The 15,986-nt window shown below is 55.7% G+C and carries 20 protein-coding genes; 6 read left to right on the top strand and 14 right to left on the bottom strand.

Annotated elements, in window-relative coordinates:
- Nucleotides 1-5: 5 nt before the first annotated feature.
- On the bottom strand, nt 6-581 hold the full coding sequence (locus tag MIB40_RS00345; RefSeq protein ID WP_249689553.1) for an immunity 22 family protein: 576 nt from the start codon (nt 579-581) through the stop codon (nt 6-8).
- Between MIB40_RS00345 and MIB40_RS00350 the strand changes: the two genes are divergently transcribed.
- Nucleotides 581-1,300, top strand: coding sequence for a YebC/PmpR family DNA-binding transcriptional regulator (locus tag MIB40_RS00350; protein WP_249689555.1), 720 nt, complete (start codon nt 581-583; stop codon nt 1,298-1,300). The genes MIB40_RS00345 and MIB40_RS00350 overlap by 1 nt on opposite strands.
- Nucleotides 1,301-1,320: 20 nt before the next feature.
- On the opposite strand, the gene MIB40_RS00355 is transcribed toward MIB40_RS00350, so the two are convergent.
- Nucleotides 1,321-1,791, bottom strand: coding sequence for a GFA family protein (locus MIB40_RS00355; RefSeq protein WP_249689557.1), 471 nt, complete (start codon nt 1,789-1,791; stop codon nt 1,321-1,323).
- Between the two features lie 70 nt (nt 1,792-1,861).
- Entirely contained in the window at nt 1,862-2,593 is a 732-nt protein-coding gene (locus tag MIB40_RS00360; protein WP_249689559.1) for a sulfite exporter TauE/SafE family protein, read from the bottom strand.
- 177 nt (nt 2,594-2,770) lie between these two features.
- On the opposite strand from MIB40_RS00360, the gene MIB40_RS00365 reads away from it, so the two are divergent.
- On the top strand, nt 2,771-3,298 hold the full coding sequence (locus MIB40_RS00365; protein WP_249689560.1) for a BLUF domain-containing protein: 528 nt from the start codon (nt 2,771-2,773) through the stop codon (nt 3,296-3,298).
- Nucleotides 3,299-3,330: 32 nt separating this feature from the next.
- On the opposite strand, the gene MIB40_RS00370 is transcribed toward MIB40_RS00365, so the two are convergent.
- From MIB40_RS00370 to MIB40_RS00400, 7 genes are all read right to left on the bottom strand, one after another.
- A complete protein-coding gene (locus MIB40_RS00370; protein WP_249689562.1) occupies nt 3,331-3,501 on the bottom strand; it encodes a hypothetical protein in 171 nt (56 codons plus the stop codon).
- Nucleotides 3,502-3,603: 102 nt separating this feature from the next.
- Nucleotides 3,604-4,752, bottom strand: coding sequence for a GNAT family N-acetyltransferase (locus MIB40_RS00375; RefSeq protein ID WP_249689564.1), 1,149 nt, complete (start codon nt 4,750-4,752; stop codon nt 3,604-3,606).
- A 150-nt stretch (nt 4,753-4,902) separates the two neighbouring features.
- A complete protein-coding gene (locus MIB40_RS00380) occupies nt 4,903-5,226 on the bottom strand; it encodes a hypothetical protein (protein ID WP_249689566.1) in 324 nt (107 codons plus the stop codon).
- Between the two features lie 181 nt (nt 5,227-5,407).
- Nucleotides 5,408-6,598 (bottom strand): amino acid aminotransferase, encoded by a 1,191-nt coding sequence (locus MIB40_RS00385; RefSeq protein WP_249689568.1) that lies wholly within the window; start codon nt 6,596-6,598, stop codon nt 5,408-5,410.
- 171 nt (nt 6,599-6,769) lie between these two features.
- The gene (locus MIB40_RS00390; RefSeq protein WP_319941598.1) at nt 6,770-7,147 is read right to left on the bottom strand and encodes a DUF2237 family protein; all 378 of its coding nucleotides are present in this window, start codon (nt 7,145-7,147) and stop codon (nt 6,770-6,772) included.
- Between the two features lie 122 nt (nt 7,148-7,269).
- Nucleotides 7,270-7,656, bottom strand: coding sequence for a nuclear transport factor 2 family protein (locus MIB40_RS00395; protein ID WP_249689570.1), 387 nt, complete (start codon nt 7,654-7,656; stop codon nt 7,270-7,272).
- A gap of 120 nt (nt 7,657-7,776) precedes the next feature.
- Complete coding sequence (locus tag MIB40_RS00400) at nt 7,777-8,784, bottom strand: GGDEF domain-containing protein (protein ID WP_249689572.1); 1,008 nt, start codon at nt 8,782-8,784, stop codon at nt 7,777-7,779.
- A gap of 137 nt (nt 8,785-8,921) precedes the next feature.
- Between MIB40_RS00400 and hemH the strand changes: the two genes are divergently transcribed.
- From hemH to phrB, 4 genes are read left to right on the top strand one after another with little or no spacing between them, the layout of a single operon-like run.
- Entirely contained in the window at nt 8,922-9,983 is a 1,062-nt protein-coding gene (hemH, locus tag MIB40_RS00405; RefSeq protein ID WP_249689573.1) for a ferrochelatase, read from the top strand.
- Nucleotides 9,980-10,984, top strand: coding sequence for an NAD(P)/FAD-dependent oxidoreductase (locus tag MIB40_RS00410; RefSeq protein WP_249689575.1), 1,005 nt, complete (start codon nt 9,980-9,982; stop codon nt 10,982-10,984). Before hemH ends, MIB40_RS00410 begins: the two co-directional genes overlap by 4 nt.
- Before the next feature lie 20 nt (nt 10,985-11,004).
- The gene (locus MIB40_RS00415) at nt 11,005-11,979 is read left to right on the top strand and encodes a YbgA family protein (protein ID WP_249689576.1); all 975 of its coding nucleotides are present in this window, start codon (nt 11,005-11,007) and stop codon (nt 11,977-11,979) included.
- Nucleotides 11,976-13,385, top strand: coding sequence for a deoxyribodipyrimidine photo-lyase (gene phrB, locus MIB40_RS00420; RefSeq protein ID WP_249689577.1), 1,410 nt, complete (start codon nt 11,976-11,978; stop codon nt 13,383-13,385). The genes MIB40_RS00415 and phrB overlap by 4 nt, the downstream gene beginning before the upstream one ends.
- Before the next feature lie 7 nt (nt 13,386-13,392).
- On the opposite strand, the gene MIB40_RS00425 is transcribed toward phrB, so the two are convergent.
- From MIB40_RS00425 to MIB40_RS00440, 4 genes are read right to left on the bottom strand one after another with little or no spacing between them, the layout of a single operon-like run.
- Nucleotides 13,393-14,004 carry a GDSL-type esterase/lipase family protein gene (locus MIB40_RS00425; protein ID WP_249690176.1) on the bottom strand — a complete coding sequence of 204 codons (612 nt, stop codon included), beginning with the start codon at nt 14,002-14,004 and terminating at the stop codon, nt 13,393-13,395.
- A 33-nt stretch (nt 14,005-14,037) separates the two neighbouring features.
- Nucleotides 14,038-15,168: a 5-(carboxyamino)imidazole ribonucleotide synthase gene (locus MIB40_RS00430; protein WP_249689579.1), complete on the bottom strand. Its 1,131-nt coding sequence runs from the start codon at nt 15,166-15,168 to the stop codon at nt 14,038-14,040.
- Nucleotides 15,165-15,647, bottom strand: coding sequence for a 5-(carboxyamino)imidazole ribonucleotide mutase (purE, locus tag MIB40_RS00435; protein ID WP_249689580.1), 483 nt, complete (start codon nt 15,645-15,647; stop codon nt 15,165-15,167). Before purE ends, MIB40_RS00430 begins: the two co-directional genes overlap by 4 nt.
- Entirely contained in the window at nt 15,644-15,931 is a 288-nt protein-coding gene (locus MIB40_RS00440) for a sodium-dependent bicarbonate transport family permease (RefSeq protein ID WP_249689581.1), read from the bottom strand. Before MIB40_RS00440 ends, purE begins: the two co-directional genes overlap by 4 nt.
- Between the last annotated feature and the right edge of the window lie 55 nt (nt 15,932-15,986).

The following is a 15,986-nucleotide window of genomic DNA, read 5'->3' on the forward strand; positions in this document are numbered from 1 at the left end:
GCTCCTCAATCGGGTTGAAACAGGTTGTCGGCCTCATCATCGTAGTCGAAGGCGCCGAGAAACGTCATCACTTCATCCTTGTTCACCCCCGACAGCCGGGCACTGTATTCATGCTCAAATAACAGAATCACCCAGCTCACCTCCTGCAACTTCAACTTGCGTGCCTTGCTTAACAGGTTCGTCATATAAGAGTTCGAATAAGAGCATTCTCCGGCGGCTCGTTCGATACTGACCAGCCCCTCATGGCTGCCGTTGGTTTCCATGTTGTCGGGCATAAAGTAGTTCAGATTGAAATTTCGCGACCACTGATTGCTGGCCCGCTTGCCCTTGTGACTAAAGCGCTCCTCAAAATATTCATCGGGAACCTCGGCGTAAGGATATTGTGACGCCCACACCGAGACCTTGCCTCGCTTGGAAAAATCGTGGCCTTTGGCCGCTTCGCTGGTTTTAGGGTTCATCGTTGCATCCTGTTTTAGGTAAGGGTCGGCCACATCATTGGAGGCCGCCATTGTATAACGGTTTTTAAACGTCGTGGTTCCCTGTAAAATCGCTTTTTCACTGACTTCGACGAGACAGCTCAATGGGCAGAGCCTTTCAGAACCGCAAAGAATCAATGGCCAAAACCTCGGACGCCAAAGCCAAGGTTTACAGCAAGTACGGCCGTGAAATTTATGTCTGTGCCAAGGCCGGCGGTATCGACCCCGATGGCAACCTGGCCTTACGCTCGATGATCGACAGAGCCAAGAAGGATCAGGTACCCAGCCATGTGATCGAAAAGGCGATTGAGAAAGCCAAAGGTGGTGGTGGAGAAGATTTTGCCACGGCCCGCTATGAGGGCTTTGGTCCCGGAGGCTGCATGGTCATTATCGATTGTCTGACCGATAACCCCAACCGCACCTTTGGCGATGTGCGTCAGTGCTTTACCAAGACCAAATGCAAGATCGGCACCCAGGGCAGTGTCAGTCATATGTTCGATCACAGCACCATTCTGGTGTTCAAGAACGACGATGAAGACGCCGTGCTGGAAGCCTTGATGATGGCCGATGTGGATGTCACCGATATCGAAAACGAAGCCGGTGTGATCACCGTTTTCGCACCCCATACGGATTCGTTCAAAGCCAAACAGGCCCTCAACGAGGCCTTCGGTGAGATCGATTTCGACGTCGATGAGATCCAGTTCGTGCCGCAAAATCCGGCTCCGATCAACGCCGACGATATGCCTCAGTTTGAACGTTTCCTCGATCTGCTGAACGATCTGGATGACGTGCAAAACGTCTATCACAACGTCGAACTGGGGTAGCTCCCATCTTTACCTGAAGCTCAGCGGCTGAGTCCAAGTCGCTGATGCCACTGGGCAATGCTCTCCTCCGGATAATGGTCAAACTGCAAATCCGCCTTCGCCGCGGCCACAGGCACCCAGCTGGCCCGACTCGATAACATCAGATGGGTGGTTTCCGGTGGTACCGGCAATGGGCTATCGATCGCCGAAGCAAAGGGATGGATCAGCTTCGGCCAACGCTCATCATAAACCCAGAGCGCACTGCCACAATGGCGGCAAAAATAACGTTCGGCCGGGCTTGTCTGCCCCTCAATAGAGGCCTGATATACCGATAGATGCTCACGCCCTTCGACGCTCATCGAAGCCGCATCGCCCCCCAGGTTAATTGCATAGCCTCCACCGCCAGCGGTTTTACGGCAGATCGAGCAATAGCAGCGGTTAAAAGGATAGGGATGGGCAGAGTCCAGGGTAAAGTGGATCGCTCCGCAGTGACAGGATCCGGCAAGCTTCATGGGCGTTTCTCCATAAAGGGGTTTTAGCAAGATAGACCCGAGGCACAAGTCTGTACAGATGGTGATGGATTTACAGCAGAAGGTAGGCACCCAGCAGCAGCAGTGCCGTAAAAAACAATCGACGAAAACGCTCCGGTGACAGTCGGCGGCGAATGCGCTGCCCCAACAGCATACCCGCAATAGCCGGTAACAAACCGATGGCCGATTGCATACCCAGTTCCGCACTGAATCGCCCACCCACCTGAAGCGACAGGGCTAACGCCAGGGTCGAGAGAAAAAACAGCCAGCCCATGGCCTGAATCAGGGCGTCCCGGGATAAACCAATCGCCTGCAGATAAAACACACCGGGTACGACGAATGAGCCCGTCATGCCGGTCAGTACGCCATTGATAATCCCCAGCAGGGGACCCAGCCAGCGCTGCTTGAGCGGACCGATACGAACGCTCACACCGGCCAGGTTTATCAGCGCATAAAGCACCAGCAGCAGCCCCAACAAGGAAGTCAGCACGCGATGATCTACCTGGCTCAGCGCCTGGGCTCCCAAGCCTACGGTCAACACCGCCATAGTGAAGAAGGGCCATAATTGCCGAAGGATTTGACGATTGTGTGCACCCGCCACCCCCTGCCAGAGGTTGGTCAGCAAAGACGGCACCACCAGCAATGCCATGGCGCTGGGCAGGTCGATGGCCACGGTCAGCAACGCCAGACTCACCGTTGGCAAACCCAGACCTATAACACCCTTGACCGTGCCCGCGAGCAGAAACGTCATCACAATCAAAATCAGAGTTTCGAAATTCTCCATCGCCCTAGCCTATCTGTTAGCGAGCTCGGATGCACCGGAGATAGGCAGATTCCTGACCAGCTTCAGCCAATGGAAACTGGCAAAAATAAAATTGTATAAAAAGTGATCTACCTTAACTTGCTCGTCGTAACCTACCCCAATGAGCCCACACAGGGTGATCCGAGCGGAGCACATAACATGTCATGTCTTTTACGATTGGTATACGCCAGCAAGGCGGCTTTCGAGAATCACGACGACAGCGATGGTATTGACCTGGAAGTCGCACAAATACTGGTACAGTCCCGTCGTAATAACCCCAAGCAACAGATTCAGGGCGTTCTCTATTACGGCGACGGGCATTTCTTTCAGGTGCTGGAAGGTCCTCGGGAGAAAGTCCAGCAACTGTACCGCCGCATCACGGAAGATCCGCGCCACACCAGCGCCACGATTCTCTCAAGTGCAGAGATCGACCAGCCTCTGTTTAACAGCTGGTCGATGAAATACATTCCCGCGGACAAAACCGTTCGACAGTTTTTGCAATACAACGGCCACCTGCGCTTCGACCCTTTTACTTTCGACCTCGCGATGATCGATCGTCTGGTGCACTTTTTAAATGTTCGCCCTGGGTCTGAGCAAAGCAGCGACACCTTTCCCCATCAGCCAGCCTGGAAGCGCTTGTGGAATCACCTGACCACACACAGCAGTCAGCGCAAGGCAGCCCATTAAACAGCGAATAAAGAGCTGCTGGCCGTGAAGAACTACTTCAGCAACTTCAGCAACTCACAGAGGAATTCCCCGGGCTGCAACGGTTGCAGGCGGCACAATGAACGTCGCTCGGGATCCTCTCCTTTTGAAGACTTGAACGAGTCCGGGCTGTCGGCGTTATCAAGGGGATAGCGGGGCTCTAGAAATCGGGATTGAAGTAACATCTTGCACCTCCCAAACGGATATAACCCTGTTTCCAATAGGGTATTCCAGAGAGATGACAATATGATGTCAGCCGCCCGCAAGCACTCAGGATCAGAAGCGCGTTACTGCTCGGTTTTGGTGTAGGGAAGTAACGTTCGGGCAGCGGCCATTTCCTGCTCCAGATAGCGTTGCTCCTGTTGCAGGAAGTGTTCGATCGCGCCCTTAAAATCCTCATCACGAATCCAGTGGCTGGAATAGGTCGTGACCGGTTCGAAACCGCGTTTGATCTTATGCTGACCCTGGGCCCCGGCATCAAAACATTTCAGGCCCTGCTCAATGCAATATTCAATGCCCTGGTAATAGCAGGTTTCAAAATGCAGAAAATCAAATTCCTGCAAACAGCCCCAGTAACGCCCATAAAGCTTTTCGCTGTCTCGCAAATTAAGCGCCGCCGCCACGATACGACCCTGATGACGGGCCACGACCATCATCAATTGCTCGGGCAAGCTGTCGCCAAGTTGCTGGAAGAATTCGAGGGGCAAATACCCCCGGTGGCCACTGCGTTTGAGATAAGTCAGTTGATAAAACTGGTGAAAAATTTTCCAGATGGAAGCATCGATCTGATCACCGGATAATCGCTCAAGCTCGATCGATTGTTCCTGCACAGCCCGTCGCTCCTTGCGAATCGCCTTACGATGCCGGGAGCGCAGCGCAACCAAAAAGCTGTCGAAATCGCTGTAGTTACGATTAAACCAGTGAAACTGCATCCCTTGCCGCAGCATCAAGGGCGGTGTCAGGCTTCGGTGCTGGTGCTCATCGGCAAACAACAGGTGCCAGGAGGAAACCGCTTCGTCCCCAGTATCCCCCTCCAATTCCAACGCCTGGCAAAGGCGTCGGGCCAGGGCAGCCGGATCTTCACCATTGGCCACGCAGAGTCTGGGACCAGAGGACGGAGTAAAGGGAATGGCGCTGAGATATTTCGGAAAGTACTGGCGGCCGTGCCGGTCATAGGCGTCAGCCCAGCTGAAATCAAATACGTATTCGCCATAGCTATGCCATTTCCGATAGCCAGGCAACAGACCTACCAGCTGCTGGTTCCGAAAAAACAGGGCATGACGCGGTTGCCAACCGGTCTCCCGGCACACCGCACCGCTGCGCTCCAGGGCCCGTAAAAAGCCATGCTGCATAAAGGGATTGTCATTATCGAGCAATCGATTCCATTGCTCGACAGCGATCTGTTCGATACTGGTCAACCAGCGAATGTCTACCATTACAGCTCCTTTGCTGAGCAGGCATCATAGCCTGTGCAAGGACGCGGGTGAATCTATCGAGGAGAGATCCGGGGAAACAATCAGACAACGACGAGAAAAACGAGGAAAGATCGCAAGCAGACGGCGCCGCTTGCGATGGTCGGCGACGAATTACTGGGTAACAGGCTGAGACTCGTTACCAGAACCCGCCATAGCGCAATCCCAACCCCAACCACGCTGACGCTCAACCAGCTGTTCAGCGTTATGCTCACAATAACCCTGTTCGTTCTCGGCACTCCACAAGCTCTGCACTTCGTCGCCTTTCTGGTAGACCACTTCACAGGGCACCGGGCTTTCGGGGTTTTGGTACACCACACTGATGATGCGCTCCATACCGGCCTGGGAGCAAACGTAAGTTTGGTCAGCCATCACGGAAGTCGGCAGTAAAGCAACGGCTGTTGCAACCAAAGCAAATTTGAATTGAGGGCATTTCATGGTCATTCTCCACATCCTTGAAGCAAACGCCGAATGGCATTTTTTGAGGGCGTAGAGCTTAGCACAGGGGCGGCCAGGAACCGCGAAACAGGTCTCAGCCTGTACAGATCGTAAGGCGCTGGAAGGCGGCCGCCCCCTGCACTCACAGGGGGTCAGCCATCGGACGCGTGGCCCGAATCAATCAGAGTACAGCAGCCAGCGAATCGACCAGATAATCGATGTTGTTGCTGTTAACACCGGCAATATTTACTCGGCTGGAGTCCACCAGGTAGATGGAGTTGTTGGCCTTTAATTGCCCTACCTGCTCCGGGCTAATGCCCAGAAACGAGAACATGCCTTTTTGCCGGGTGATAAAGCTGAAGTCACGCTCGATACCCTTGGCAACGATCTTTTCTACCAGTAGCTGGCGTAATTCGTTAATACGGTTACGCATCACCGTCAGCTCATCGTTCCAGAGCGCCGTCAACTCATCACTCTCGAGAATGATTTCGACCAAGGCCGCGCCATGAGCCGGAGGCATGGAATAATTGCCCCGCACTACATTGCACAACTGACTGTGAGTAACATCTCGCGCCACTGTGGTTTTCGAAATGGCGATGATGGCACCGGTACGCTCACGGTAGAGACCGAAGTTTTTTGAGCAGGAAGCGGTGATCAACAGCTCGGGAACGGCATCGGCCAGCAAGCGCAAGCCGGTGGCATCCTGATCCAGACCATCGCCCAGGCCCTGATAGGCGATATCCACCAGCGGCAGGAAACCACGCGCTTTCGCCAACTCGGCGAGCTGTTGCCACTGTTCGAGATTCAGGTCGGCGCCACAGGGGTTATGACAACAGCCATGAACCAGTACGACGTCTTGCGGACCAACTTGCTCAAGCGCCGCCATCATGTCGTCAAACAGAATGCTGGAACTGGCGCGGTCGTAATAGGGGTATTCCTGAATCTTTAGCCCGGCATCGCCCATTAACGGAATATGGTTTGCCCAGGTCGGGTTGCTGACCCAAACGGTAGCACCGGCATTACAACGCTTGATCAACTCGGCGGCGGTTCGCAGAGCACCACAACCACCCGGTGTCTGCAGGGTATTGGTGCGGCCGCTGACCAGCGCCGAATGGCCTTCGCCCAACACCAGGGTTTCCATCAGGCGACCAAAACCAGGTGCGCCGGGGGGGCCAATGTAAGCCTTGGTGGTTTCGTTATCGTTGTGAAAACGTTGCGCTTGTTTAACCGCCTCCAACACAGGAGTATTACCGGCCTCATCTTTGTAGATGCCCACGCCGAGGTCGATCTTGAGCGGATTTTTGTCACTCCGATAGGCGGCCATCAGCCCCAAAATCGGATCGTCTGGTAGTTGTTTGAGTGTTTCTAACATGCTGGTCCCGGTTCAGGAAGTGGTGCTCTGGAACGTCGCCCTGATGGCGAAAACGTTGCTCCAGATAGTAACGAGTTTACTGCTCTGGCGCTAACATTTCTTGGCCAAAAAGCGGCTTACCGATCGGCTTTATGATCACCACCACAACATTGGCTGTAATGGCACCCTGAGCTAGTTCAAATCGACCGCATAACGACGCAATACCTCACCGGGGACGATCTCCAGCGCACGCTGATGGGTTCGCGTGAGATGCACCCGTGGCGCGCAACCCGCCTGTTCGGCTTCCAGCCAGCGCGACGCACAGAGACACCAGCGATCACCCGCCTTCAATCCCGGGAATCCGTACTCGGGCACCGGAGTCGACAGGTCATTGCCACGACCTTTGGAGAAACCCAGAAAATCATCGGTCACCACCACGCAAACCGTGTGCGAACCGCCATCCTGATCACAGGTATTGCAACAGCCATCGCGAAAGAATCCAGTTTTGGGATTGTCACTGCAAGAGAGCAACGCCTCACCATAAACGTTCAGGGATTCATCCATTTCCATTTTCGGTTCCTTATTCTCGGGCGCACATTGCCCCTGGTATTCATTCAATGGTTATCATCAGCAATGGCCGCTTCGAACAGCTACCCGTGCACGGCACTGCGAGTATGTTATCGGGTACCGGATTATTTTTTCGGCATCAGCTGCCCCATCATCTGGTGCACCATATTGACAGCTTTCAGCGGTCGCAGCATCACTTTGAAATCGACGATCTTGCCCTCGTCATCACAGCGAATCATATCCACTCCATTGATATGAATACCGCCGATTTCGGTTTCGAACTCCAAAATTGCGTCTTGTCCGGTAGACACTTCGCGCAAGTAACGAAAGCTCGGATTTGCCAGTACCTGCATCGCGGCGGTCAGATACATAGTGGTTAGCGGTTTGCCTATCTGGGGGGTATGCACTACCGGTGAATGAAATACTACTTCGTCGGCCAACAGTGCCTGAAGTCCAGCCGGGTCTTTACTGTCCAGCAACTGATGCCAGTGCGCCAGGGTTTGTTCGATCATCACTCCGCTCCTACCTGTATTTTTTATGGTTTTTATCGAGTCGCCATTCGGCGAGTGCACAGGCTACCTGAAATGGTTAGGGCTGTCGCGGATCAAACGACGCTGCAACAGGGGGCTGCATTAGCGCTCGACCATGGATTTATTTCTGTACATCTGGGTATCGGCCGATTCCATCAATGCACCGATATCAGCATGCCGCACCAGGTCATATTCTGTGATGCCGTGAGAAAAGCTCACCCTGTAGCCCTTCTCCTGTGTGTCATTCCACTCATCCAGCACTCGCTGTAACTTGACGATAATCGACTCTGCCAACGCCTGGCTGGCATTGATCAGCAGCACCACAAACTCGTCCCCTCCGAGGCGAGCAAAAAGGTCGGTGACGCGAAAGCTACGGCGCAACAAGTCGGCAAAATCATGCAACACCCGATCGCCTTCGGCATGACCATACTGATCGTTAATGGGTTTGAACTGGTTCAGATCCAGGTAAACCATCGTCACTGGCACCTGCTGTCGCAAACAGAGGTTCAAACTGTGCTGGGCAAGCAGCATAAAACCGCGTCGATTGGAGATCCCGGTCAGCTCATCGATGGTGGCCAGCTCCACTGCCACCAACTCCCGCTCTACCATCGCTGCCAGGTCCCTCAGGGTTTCTTGCTCCTGCTCGGATAAATGGCGAGGCTTACGATCAATCACACAGAGCGTGCCCAACCGGCTGCCGTCCAGCGCCTTCAGCGGACAACCGGCATAAAACCGGACATGAGGCTCACCCAGCACCATAGGGTTATCGGCAAAGCGCGAATCCAGCCGGGCATCCGGCACCAGGAACAAGCCCTCCCCCAGAATCGCATGGCCGCAAAAAGACAGCTGCCGGGGTGATTCCTTGATATCGATGCCAACCGCCGATTTAAACCATTGCCGATCGGAGTCAATCAGGCTGACCAGGGCAATGGGTACGTTAAAAATACGTTCGGCCATGCGCGTCAGGCGATCGAAGCGTTGTTCAGGAGGGGTGTCGAGCACCCCCAGCTCATGGAGTTTGGCAACACGATGCTCTTCATTGCTGGGAATAGCCGGCTCTTTCAAATCCTTCTCCTGGTCGGCCAATAATGGCTGAACAATACTGCCCACTAACTATAGCAGCCCCAGACAGACCCTCCGTACCGCCGCAGCCGCCCTCAGATCCAAGTCCGAGTGATCCCTTTGCACTGCCTCAACGTATAGCAAGCCGTACCAATCAATACGCTGGCGAGAGGAATCATTAACACATGCCGTTCAAAGGACAAAGCGACTACAACCATCAGGGTAAAGGACCACGCAAAGGCGTTCTGTTAACGAATCTGGGCACGCCTGATGCGCCCAACAGAACGGCTTTGAAACGCTATCTTCGGGAATTTCTCAGCGACCCCCGAGTGGTGGAAGTACCTCGCTTGCTATGGTGGCTGATTCTTAACCTGATCATCGTACCTATACGCTCCGGGGCTTCTGCCAAGCTCTATCAGGAAGTCTGGACCGACCAGGGCTCACCGCTGATGGAGATCAGCCGCCGCCAGGCCAGCGCACTGCAACAACGGCTCGATAACCAGTATGGCGCAGGAGAAGTGCCGGTAGCACTGGGCATGCGCTATGGTAACCCTTCTATCAGCGATGCCATGCAGCAACTGACCGAGGCCAATGTGCGCGAGCTGATTGTACTGCCCCTCTACCCCCAGTATTGCGCGGCAACCACGGGATCCACTTTCGATGCCGTCAGTGCCCAGCTCCGCCAATATCGCTGGGTCCCCAGCCTGCACTTTAACGGGGGCTACCATCAGCACCCGGCCTATATTCAGGCGATCTGCCAAACGATTAGCGCCCACATCGATCGCCATGGTGTGCCCGAGCGCCTGATTCTCTCCTATCACGGCACTCCCGAGCGCTATCTGAAAAAAGGCGATCCCTACTACTGCTTCTGCCAACAAACTTCGCGTCTGGTGTGCGAGCAATTGAAACTTGCCGAAGATTGCCTGCTGACCACCTTCCAGTCTCGCTTTGGTCGAGAGCCCTGGCTGCAACCCTATACCGACCATACGCTGGAGGCGCTGGCTAAATCCGGCATTCGACAGGTCGCCTTGCTCTGCCCCGGGTTTTCCTCCGACTGCCTGGAAACTCTGGAAGAGATCGAGATGCAAAACCGGGAGCTGTTTATCGGCGCCGGTGGCGAACAATTTCATTACATTCCCTGCCTTAACGATGCCCCCGAACACATCAGTATGATGCAGACTCTGGTCAGTCCTTATCTGGAGCAAACCTCTACAGAACATTCACCCGCTCAGGTGGCGGCCTTATGATCACCTATGATGTCGCGATTATCGGCGCCGGTACGGCGGGATGCTTCGTTGCCCAAACCCTGTCGCAACAGGGCCACTCGGTTGTCATCGTAGAAAAAAGTCGTGGTGTGGGCGGTCGCTGCAGTCGTCGCTCGGTAGACCCGCAAGGCAGTGTCGATCTTGGTGCTGCAGGCTTTCGCCTGCAACATCCATCTCTGACCGAGGAAGTTCAACACTGGCATCAATCCGGTTGGTTGGCCCAATGGCACCATAGCCTGGCGAATTTCGAACAGCCTTTACAGCATCAGGGCAGCGAACTCTATTGCGGCGTACCCTCCATGAACCGCTGGCATCGCCATTTGTGCCAGGATGCAACGCTCATCACCGGGCAGCAGGTTGTACAATTTGACCGCCAGGAGAATCACTGGCAGCTACAAGATAAGTCAGGGCAAACCATTGTGCGTGCCCACTGGTTGATCATCACCGCACCAGCCAGACAAACCCTGGCGCTGCACGACTGGCCCCAGGACTGGCAACAATGGCTCGAGCAATCGTCTCAGGCAACCCAGGCACAATGGGTATGTGCTATTGAATTGGAGCAAGCCAATCCACAACTCGCTGATCGGTATACCGGCCAGGATCCTGTGCTGGCCAGCGCTGTACGCGACAGCGCAAAACCGGGACGAGATTCGAGTCATGAACGCTGGGTCTTGCAGGCCCAACCAGAGTGGACATTGGAGCGACTTGATAGCCAACCCGATAGCGCCGGCGAGCAGCTATTGCAACGCTTCTGCGCTACCCTTAAAGCCAAGGGCAACGCCAGAGTTCTGAGCACTCATCGCTGGCTGTTAGCCCAACACCCACTTCCCGGCTTAGAGTCCCGCTACCTGCTGGATCGAAAACAGCAGATTGGGCTGTGCGGTGACTGGCTGGCCACTGATCCTGAGCTCGATGGCATCGAATCGGCCCTGCTCAGTGCCCAGGCCCTGACAAACGCCCTGCTCGATGGCTGCAAACTTTAGTTGGCACAAGAGACGTTACCATGACCGAATCCACTTCCCTGGTCCCAGACACCCCGATCAACGTCGGTATCAGTTCCTGTTTACTGGGCCAAAACGTGCGCTATAACGGAGGACATAGCCAATCCCGCTTATGCCTGGATAGCCTCAGTCAGTTTTTTACTTTCAGCCCTTTCTGCCCGGAGATGGCAGCAGGGTTCGGCACCCCGCGACCCGTGATGCGACTGATCGGTGATCCTGCTGACCCTCGGCTGGTTTACAGCGACAACGCGACGCAAGATCTTACCGAGCAACTGCAATCGGGCTTTGCTGACAAGATCCACAACAGCGGAGAGCTGGATGGTTATATCCTGATGAAGAACTCTCCCAGTTGCGGCCTGGAACGCATCAAGATCTATCAGGACAACGGCCATCCCCATATCGACCGGGGTCGCGGCCTGTTTACCGAGGCCCTGGTCGCCCGCTACCCGCTACTTCCCGTCGAGGAGGAGGGTCGGCTCAATGATGCCCATTTGCGGGAAAACTTTATCCTGCGGGTTTACGCCCACCACAACTTTCGTCAGGAAGTCCTCGCGACCCCCAGCTATCATAACCTGCTGCAGTTCCACAGCAGCTATAAGTATGTCCTGATGGCCCACAGCCAGGCCGCCTACAAAACCCTCGGGCGCCTGCTGGCGGAAGCGCACCAACAACCGCTCGATGAGTTACTGCCCGATTACCTGCAACAATTAATGGCGGCACTGGCCTCCCCGGCTCGACGCAAAGGACACACCAACGTGCTGATGCATATTCTCGGCTATTTGAAAAAAACCGTCGCCGGCGAAGCCCGCCAAAACATGGTTGAGGTCATTCACCGCTACCGCGAGGGTAAAATTCCGCTGGTGACTCCCCTCACCTTGCTGCGCCATTACATCGACCGTGAAGGCAGCGATTACATTCGCACCCAGCGATATCTGCAGCCTTACCCCGAGGATCTCGGTTTGCGAAATCAACTATGAATCTGGTCTGGTTTCGAAATGACCTGCGCCTGGATGATCACCCGGCTTTGTACCACGCCTGCCAACATGGCGGTGCCGTAACCGCTGTCTACTGCGTAACACCGGAACAATGGCAAGCGCACGATGAATCGCCTGCCAAACTGGGGTTTCGTCAGGCAGCGCTGAACGATCTGGCCCGGCGCCTGGCGGAAAAAGGCATCGCACTCGAGCTGCTCAAAGCAGGCAGTTACCAACAGCTACCCGAACAGCTGGGGGCATTCTGCCAGCAGCGCAACATCACCAATCTCTGGTTTAACCGGGACATACCCTGGGACGAACAACAACGGGATAACGCCGTTGTAGCGTATCTGCAATCCTGCCAGATAGTTTGCCATGAGCAGGCTGCCGACCTGATTTACCCCTCCCCCCTGAACAACAAACAGGGGCTCCCCTTCAAGGTATTCACGCCCTGGTATCGAGCCTGGTTGCAATGCGTACAGCAGCTGCACCGGTTCACAGTGCCCGAGCCGACCGCCGCCGCAGCGCCGCGGCCTGAACCGGATGCCTTGCAGCTGCCGGGCAGTAGCGATTATCGAGCAGACCTGTGGCCCGCCCATGAAGCCGAAGCCCTGGCCCGACTGCATCATTTTTTGGTCAACGGCCGACGTGCGTACAATAGCCAACGAGATATTCCGTCGATGCCCGGCACCAGCACCCTGTCACCCTATCTGGCCAGTGGCTTGTTAAGCCCTCGACGTTGCCTGCAAATGATTCAGCAAAGCGCCGCGGCAGAGGGTTGGGAATGGCAGGAAGATGCCTGGTTACGCGAGCTGGGCTGGCGGGAATTCTACCGTTACCTGATGGCGGCCTTTCCCCGCCTGAGCCGGAATCAACCCTTTAAAGCCCAGACCCGTCACCTGCAATGGGAAGTAAATCCGCATCACTTGCAGGCCTGGCAACAGGGCCATACCGGTTTCCCCCTGGTCGATGCCGGCATGCGTCAATTGGCCCGTACCGGCTGGATGCACAATCGCTTGCGCATGCTGACCGCCAGTTTCCTGTGCAAGTTACTTCTGATCGATTGGCGCGAAGGTGAGGCCTTTTTTATGCAGCATTTGCTGGATGGAGACTTCCCCTCCAACAACGGCGGCTGGCAATGGTCCGCCTCCACCGGTTGCGACGCCTCGCCCTGGTTTCGCATCTTCAACCCCACCCGTCAGTCGGAACGTTTCGATCCTGAGGGTCATTTTATTCGCAAACTGGTCCCCGAACTGGCCAGTCTGGATTCCCGTCAGATTCATAACCCGCCACAAAAGGTGCGAGAGGCGCTGGGTTACCCTGCGCCCGTTATCGACTATCGAGGTGCCCGCGAGCGGGTGTTGCAACGCTTTCGCGAGCTCAATGAAACCGAGTCCAATGTCAGTTAAATGGGAGCTACAGGGCTCCAGCTTCTTGCAAACGATCCAGCAAACCCTGAGCCAGACGCTCGTAGCCGGCACCATTAAGATGAATGGGGTCGGCTTTTAACGAGGGGGAACGCAACAGATCGGCAAGCAGTTCACCTTCGAAGGGTACGGCGTATTGCTCAGCCAATTCGCTGTATAGGGGTGCACTGTCGGAAAACAGGCTTTTTTGCGGCACCCCCACCAGCAACACAGGAATGCTGCGGCGCTGGGCCTGTTCAATCATGGCTGCCAGGTTGGCATGAATCTCTGAGGCTGGGCGGCTGCGCAGAATATCATTGCCCCCTTCCAACAATATAAGCAGCTGCGGCTGCACCTCGTCGAGCAGTTCTGGCAGGCGTTCTCGCCCCTCAGGTGTTTGCTCGCCGGAAACACCGCCATTAACGACTTCGCGTCCGCTCAAGCGTTGCAAATGGGCCGGGTAGTCTTGCCCTTCGCCACCCGCACCCACGCCAGCCGTCAGGCTATCGCCAAAGGCCAGAATGGTCGCCCCTTCGGGCAAAGGGTCCATGGACACTGAGGCGCCACAGCCCGACAACAGCAGCGGCACCAACAAAACCCAACAACGCAGCCCGAATAACATCAAAGAGATCGCCTCCTGCAAGGGCTCGCCAGGTTAACCGGCGAACGCCCCTCCCGTCGCCTGATACACCTCGGCTTCAAGCGCCTCCAGGCGCTGACGCAGTCGCTCCGGATCTGAATCCTGAAGGTTGATATGCCCCACCTTGCGGCGCGGTTTCACCAGTTTGTTGTACAGGTGAAGTTGCAACTCGCCTTTGCCGGCCGTCTCAACCGATGGCAATTGCCCCAACAGGTTCAACATTGCAGCCGGCTGCAGTGGCTCAGTCGGGCCAGGTTCCTTGCCGCAGATGGCTCGCAGGTGGTTGGCAAACTGGGAACAGACACCACCGGCATCCTGCGTCCAGTGACCGCTATTGTGAACCCTTGGCGCCAGCTCGTTGACCAGCAAGCGATCGCCCACAACGAAGCATTCGATCGCCAACACCCCGACGTAACCCCAGCAATCCAGCAGACGGTCAGCCAGTTGCTGCGCCTGTTGCTGCAATGCCTCGGTAAGGTTCGGTGCGGGAGCCAGGGAGCTGACCAAAATACTACTGCGGTGAGCATTCTCGGCCAGCGGATAACAGGCCTTGGCACCATTGGCCGAGCGCACAGCGATGATGGAGACTTCGCGGCTGAAGGTTACCTGTCCCTCGACCACCAAAGATGGCCAGTGCTCCATCTGCTCGATCAAGGCAACCAGTTCATCGGAGGCGGTCAGGCGCCACTGGTTCTGACCGTCGTAGCCCTCTTCGCAGGATTTAACAAACACCGGATAACCCAACTCGGCCACTGCCGCGGACAAGGTATCGGCGGAATCCGCCAGACGAAAGGGCGCAATAGGAATATCCAACGATTGCAGAAACGCTTTTTCCCGTCCTCGGTGCTGGCAGACAGCAATCGCATCCGGGTCGGGATAGACCGCGCAAAAAGGTCGCAGGGTAGCGAGCAGGTTGACATCAACATGCTCCCGCTCGACGGTGATCACATCGGGCTGGCCGAGCGCCTGATACAAAGCCTCGCCTGCAACGTCGCTCTGATGACGCACCACGGTACCCAAACCATGAACACAGTCGATATTTTCATCCTTATTGGCCAAAAACGAGAATGTGATTCCCATGGGCCAACCTGCCAGGGCCATCATGCGGGCTAACTGCCCGCCACCAATAATGGCAATGTGCATCATTCCACCTCGTTAGGTACGCCGTCAGTTTGACTCGCACGCCAGTTCTGTAAGCGAGTAGAGAGTTCCTGATCCGCCAGTGCCAGCATCTGGACCGCCATCAGGCCAGCGTTAAATGCCCCCGCTTCGCCCACTGCCTGACAGGCTACCGCAACGCCCCGCGGCATCTGCACCATGGACATCAGACTGTCCATACCCTGAAAATGCTTACTGGCGACCGGCACTGCGATCACCGGCAAATGGGTCATGGCCGCCGCCATGCCAGCCAGATGGGCCGCACCACCCGCACCGGCAATGATCACCTGAACTCCCTTTTCATGAGCGGTGGAAGCAAATTCGTACAGACGCTCAGGAGTACGGTGGGCGGATACAACCCGAGTTTCAAAAGATACGCCAAGCTGTTCAAGGACGCGGGTGGCGGCTTGCATCGTGGACCAGTCAGACTGGGATCCCATAATGATGCTGACGCGGGGTTGATTCATACTATTGCTCCGTCGTTGCAATCAGGTTGTGCCATCACATGGCGGCTCTGTGCGCTGTAAAGCGGTAGACCCACCAGCACGTTGATAAGGAAAAAGGCCGGCAACGAAACAGTAATCATCAGGCTCTGATAAGCAGAGAGTTGGGCTACTGCCGTGGCCGCCAATACGGCATTGTAGAAGGCACTGCCACCCGACGTAGTCAGTAGAATCATGCCACCGGTCAACGGGGCCAGGCGAGTGCCGCTAGAAGCGGCGCCTAGTGTACCACCCAACCAGGGTATCAACCATAATGGCTGACTGCCTGGGCCTCCTGTAACCCAATATCCCCCCAATCTGCTC

The sequence above is a fragment of the Aestuariirhabdus haliotis genome, from assembly GCF_023509475.1.
GTDB classification, from domain to species: domain Bacteria; phylum Pseudomonadota; class Gammaproteobacteria; order Pseudomonadales; family Aestuariirhabdaceae; genus Aestuariirhabdus; species Aestuariirhabdus haliotis.

Excerpts from the sequence above, each read along its gene's own strand:
- MIB40_RS00350 (WP_249689555.1), top strand. The coding sequence starts at position 581 with ATGGGCAGAGCCTTTCAGAACCGCAAAGAATCAATGGCCAAAACCTCG.
- MIB40_RS00355 (WP_249689557.1), bottom strand. The coding sequence starts at position 1,791 with ATGAAGCTTGCCGGATCCTGTCACTGCGGAGCGATCCACTTTACCCTG.
- MIB40_RS00360 (WP_249689559.1), bottom strand. The coding sequence starts at position 2,593 with ATGGAGAATTTCGAAACTCTGATTTTGATTGTGATGACGTTTCTGCTC.
- MIB40_RS00365 (WP_249689560.1), top strand. The coding sequence starts at position 2,771 with ATGTCATGTCTTTTACGATTGGTATACGCCAGCAAGGCGGCTTTCGAG.
- MIB40_RS00370 (WP_249689562.1), bottom strand. The coding sequence starts at position 3,501 with ATGTTACTTCAATCCCGATTTCTAGAGCCCCGCTATCCCCTTGATAAC.
- MIB40_RS00375 (WP_249689564.1), bottom strand. The coding sequence starts at position 4,752 with ATGGTAGACATTCGCTGGTTGACCAGTATCGAACAGATCGCTGTCGAG.
- MIB40_RS00380 (WP_249689566.1), bottom strand. The coding sequence starts at position 5,226 with ATGAAATGCCCTCAATTCAAATTTGCTTTGGTTGCAACAGCCGTTGCT.
- MIB40_RS00385 (WP_249689568.1), bottom strand. The coding sequence starts at position 6,598 with ATGTTAGAAACACTCAAACAACTACCAGACGATCCGATTTTGGGGCTG.
- MIB40_RS00390 (WP_319941598.1), bottom strand. The coding sequence starts at position 7,147 with ATGGAAATGGATGAATCCCTGAACGTTTATGGTGAGGCGTTGCTCTCT.
- MIB40_RS00395 (WP_249689570.1), bottom strand. The coding sequence starts at position 7,656 with ATGATCGAACAAACCCTGGCGCACTGGCATCAGTTGCTGGACAGTAAA.
- hemH (WP_249689573.1), top strand. The coding sequence starts at position 8,922 with ATGCCGTTCAAAGGACAAAGCGACTACAACCATCAGGGTAAAGGACCA.
- MIB40_RS00410 (WP_249689575.1), top strand. The coding sequence starts at position 9,980 with ATGATCACCTATGATGTCGCGATTATCGGCGCCGGTACGGCGGGATGC.
- MIB40_RS00415 (WP_249689576.1), top strand. The coding sequence starts at position 11,005 with ATGACCGAATCCACTTCCCTGGTCCCAGACACCCCGATCAACGTCGGT.
- phrB (WP_249689577.1), top strand. The coding sequence starts at position 11,976 with ATGAATCTGGTCTGGTTTCGAAATGACCTGCGCCTGGATGATCACCCG.
- MIB40_RS00425 (WP_249690176.1), bottom strand. The coding sequence starts at position 14,004 with ATGTTATTCGGGCTGCGTTGTTGGGTTTTGTTGGTGCCGCTGCTGTTG.
- MIB40_RS00430 (WP_249689579.1), bottom strand. The coding sequence starts at position 15,168 with ATGATGCACATTGCCATTATTGGTGGCGGGCAGTTAGCCCGCATGATG.
- purE (WP_249689580.1), bottom strand. The coding sequence starts at position 15,647 with ATGAATCAACCCCGCGTCAGCATCATTATGGGATCCCAGTCTGACTGG.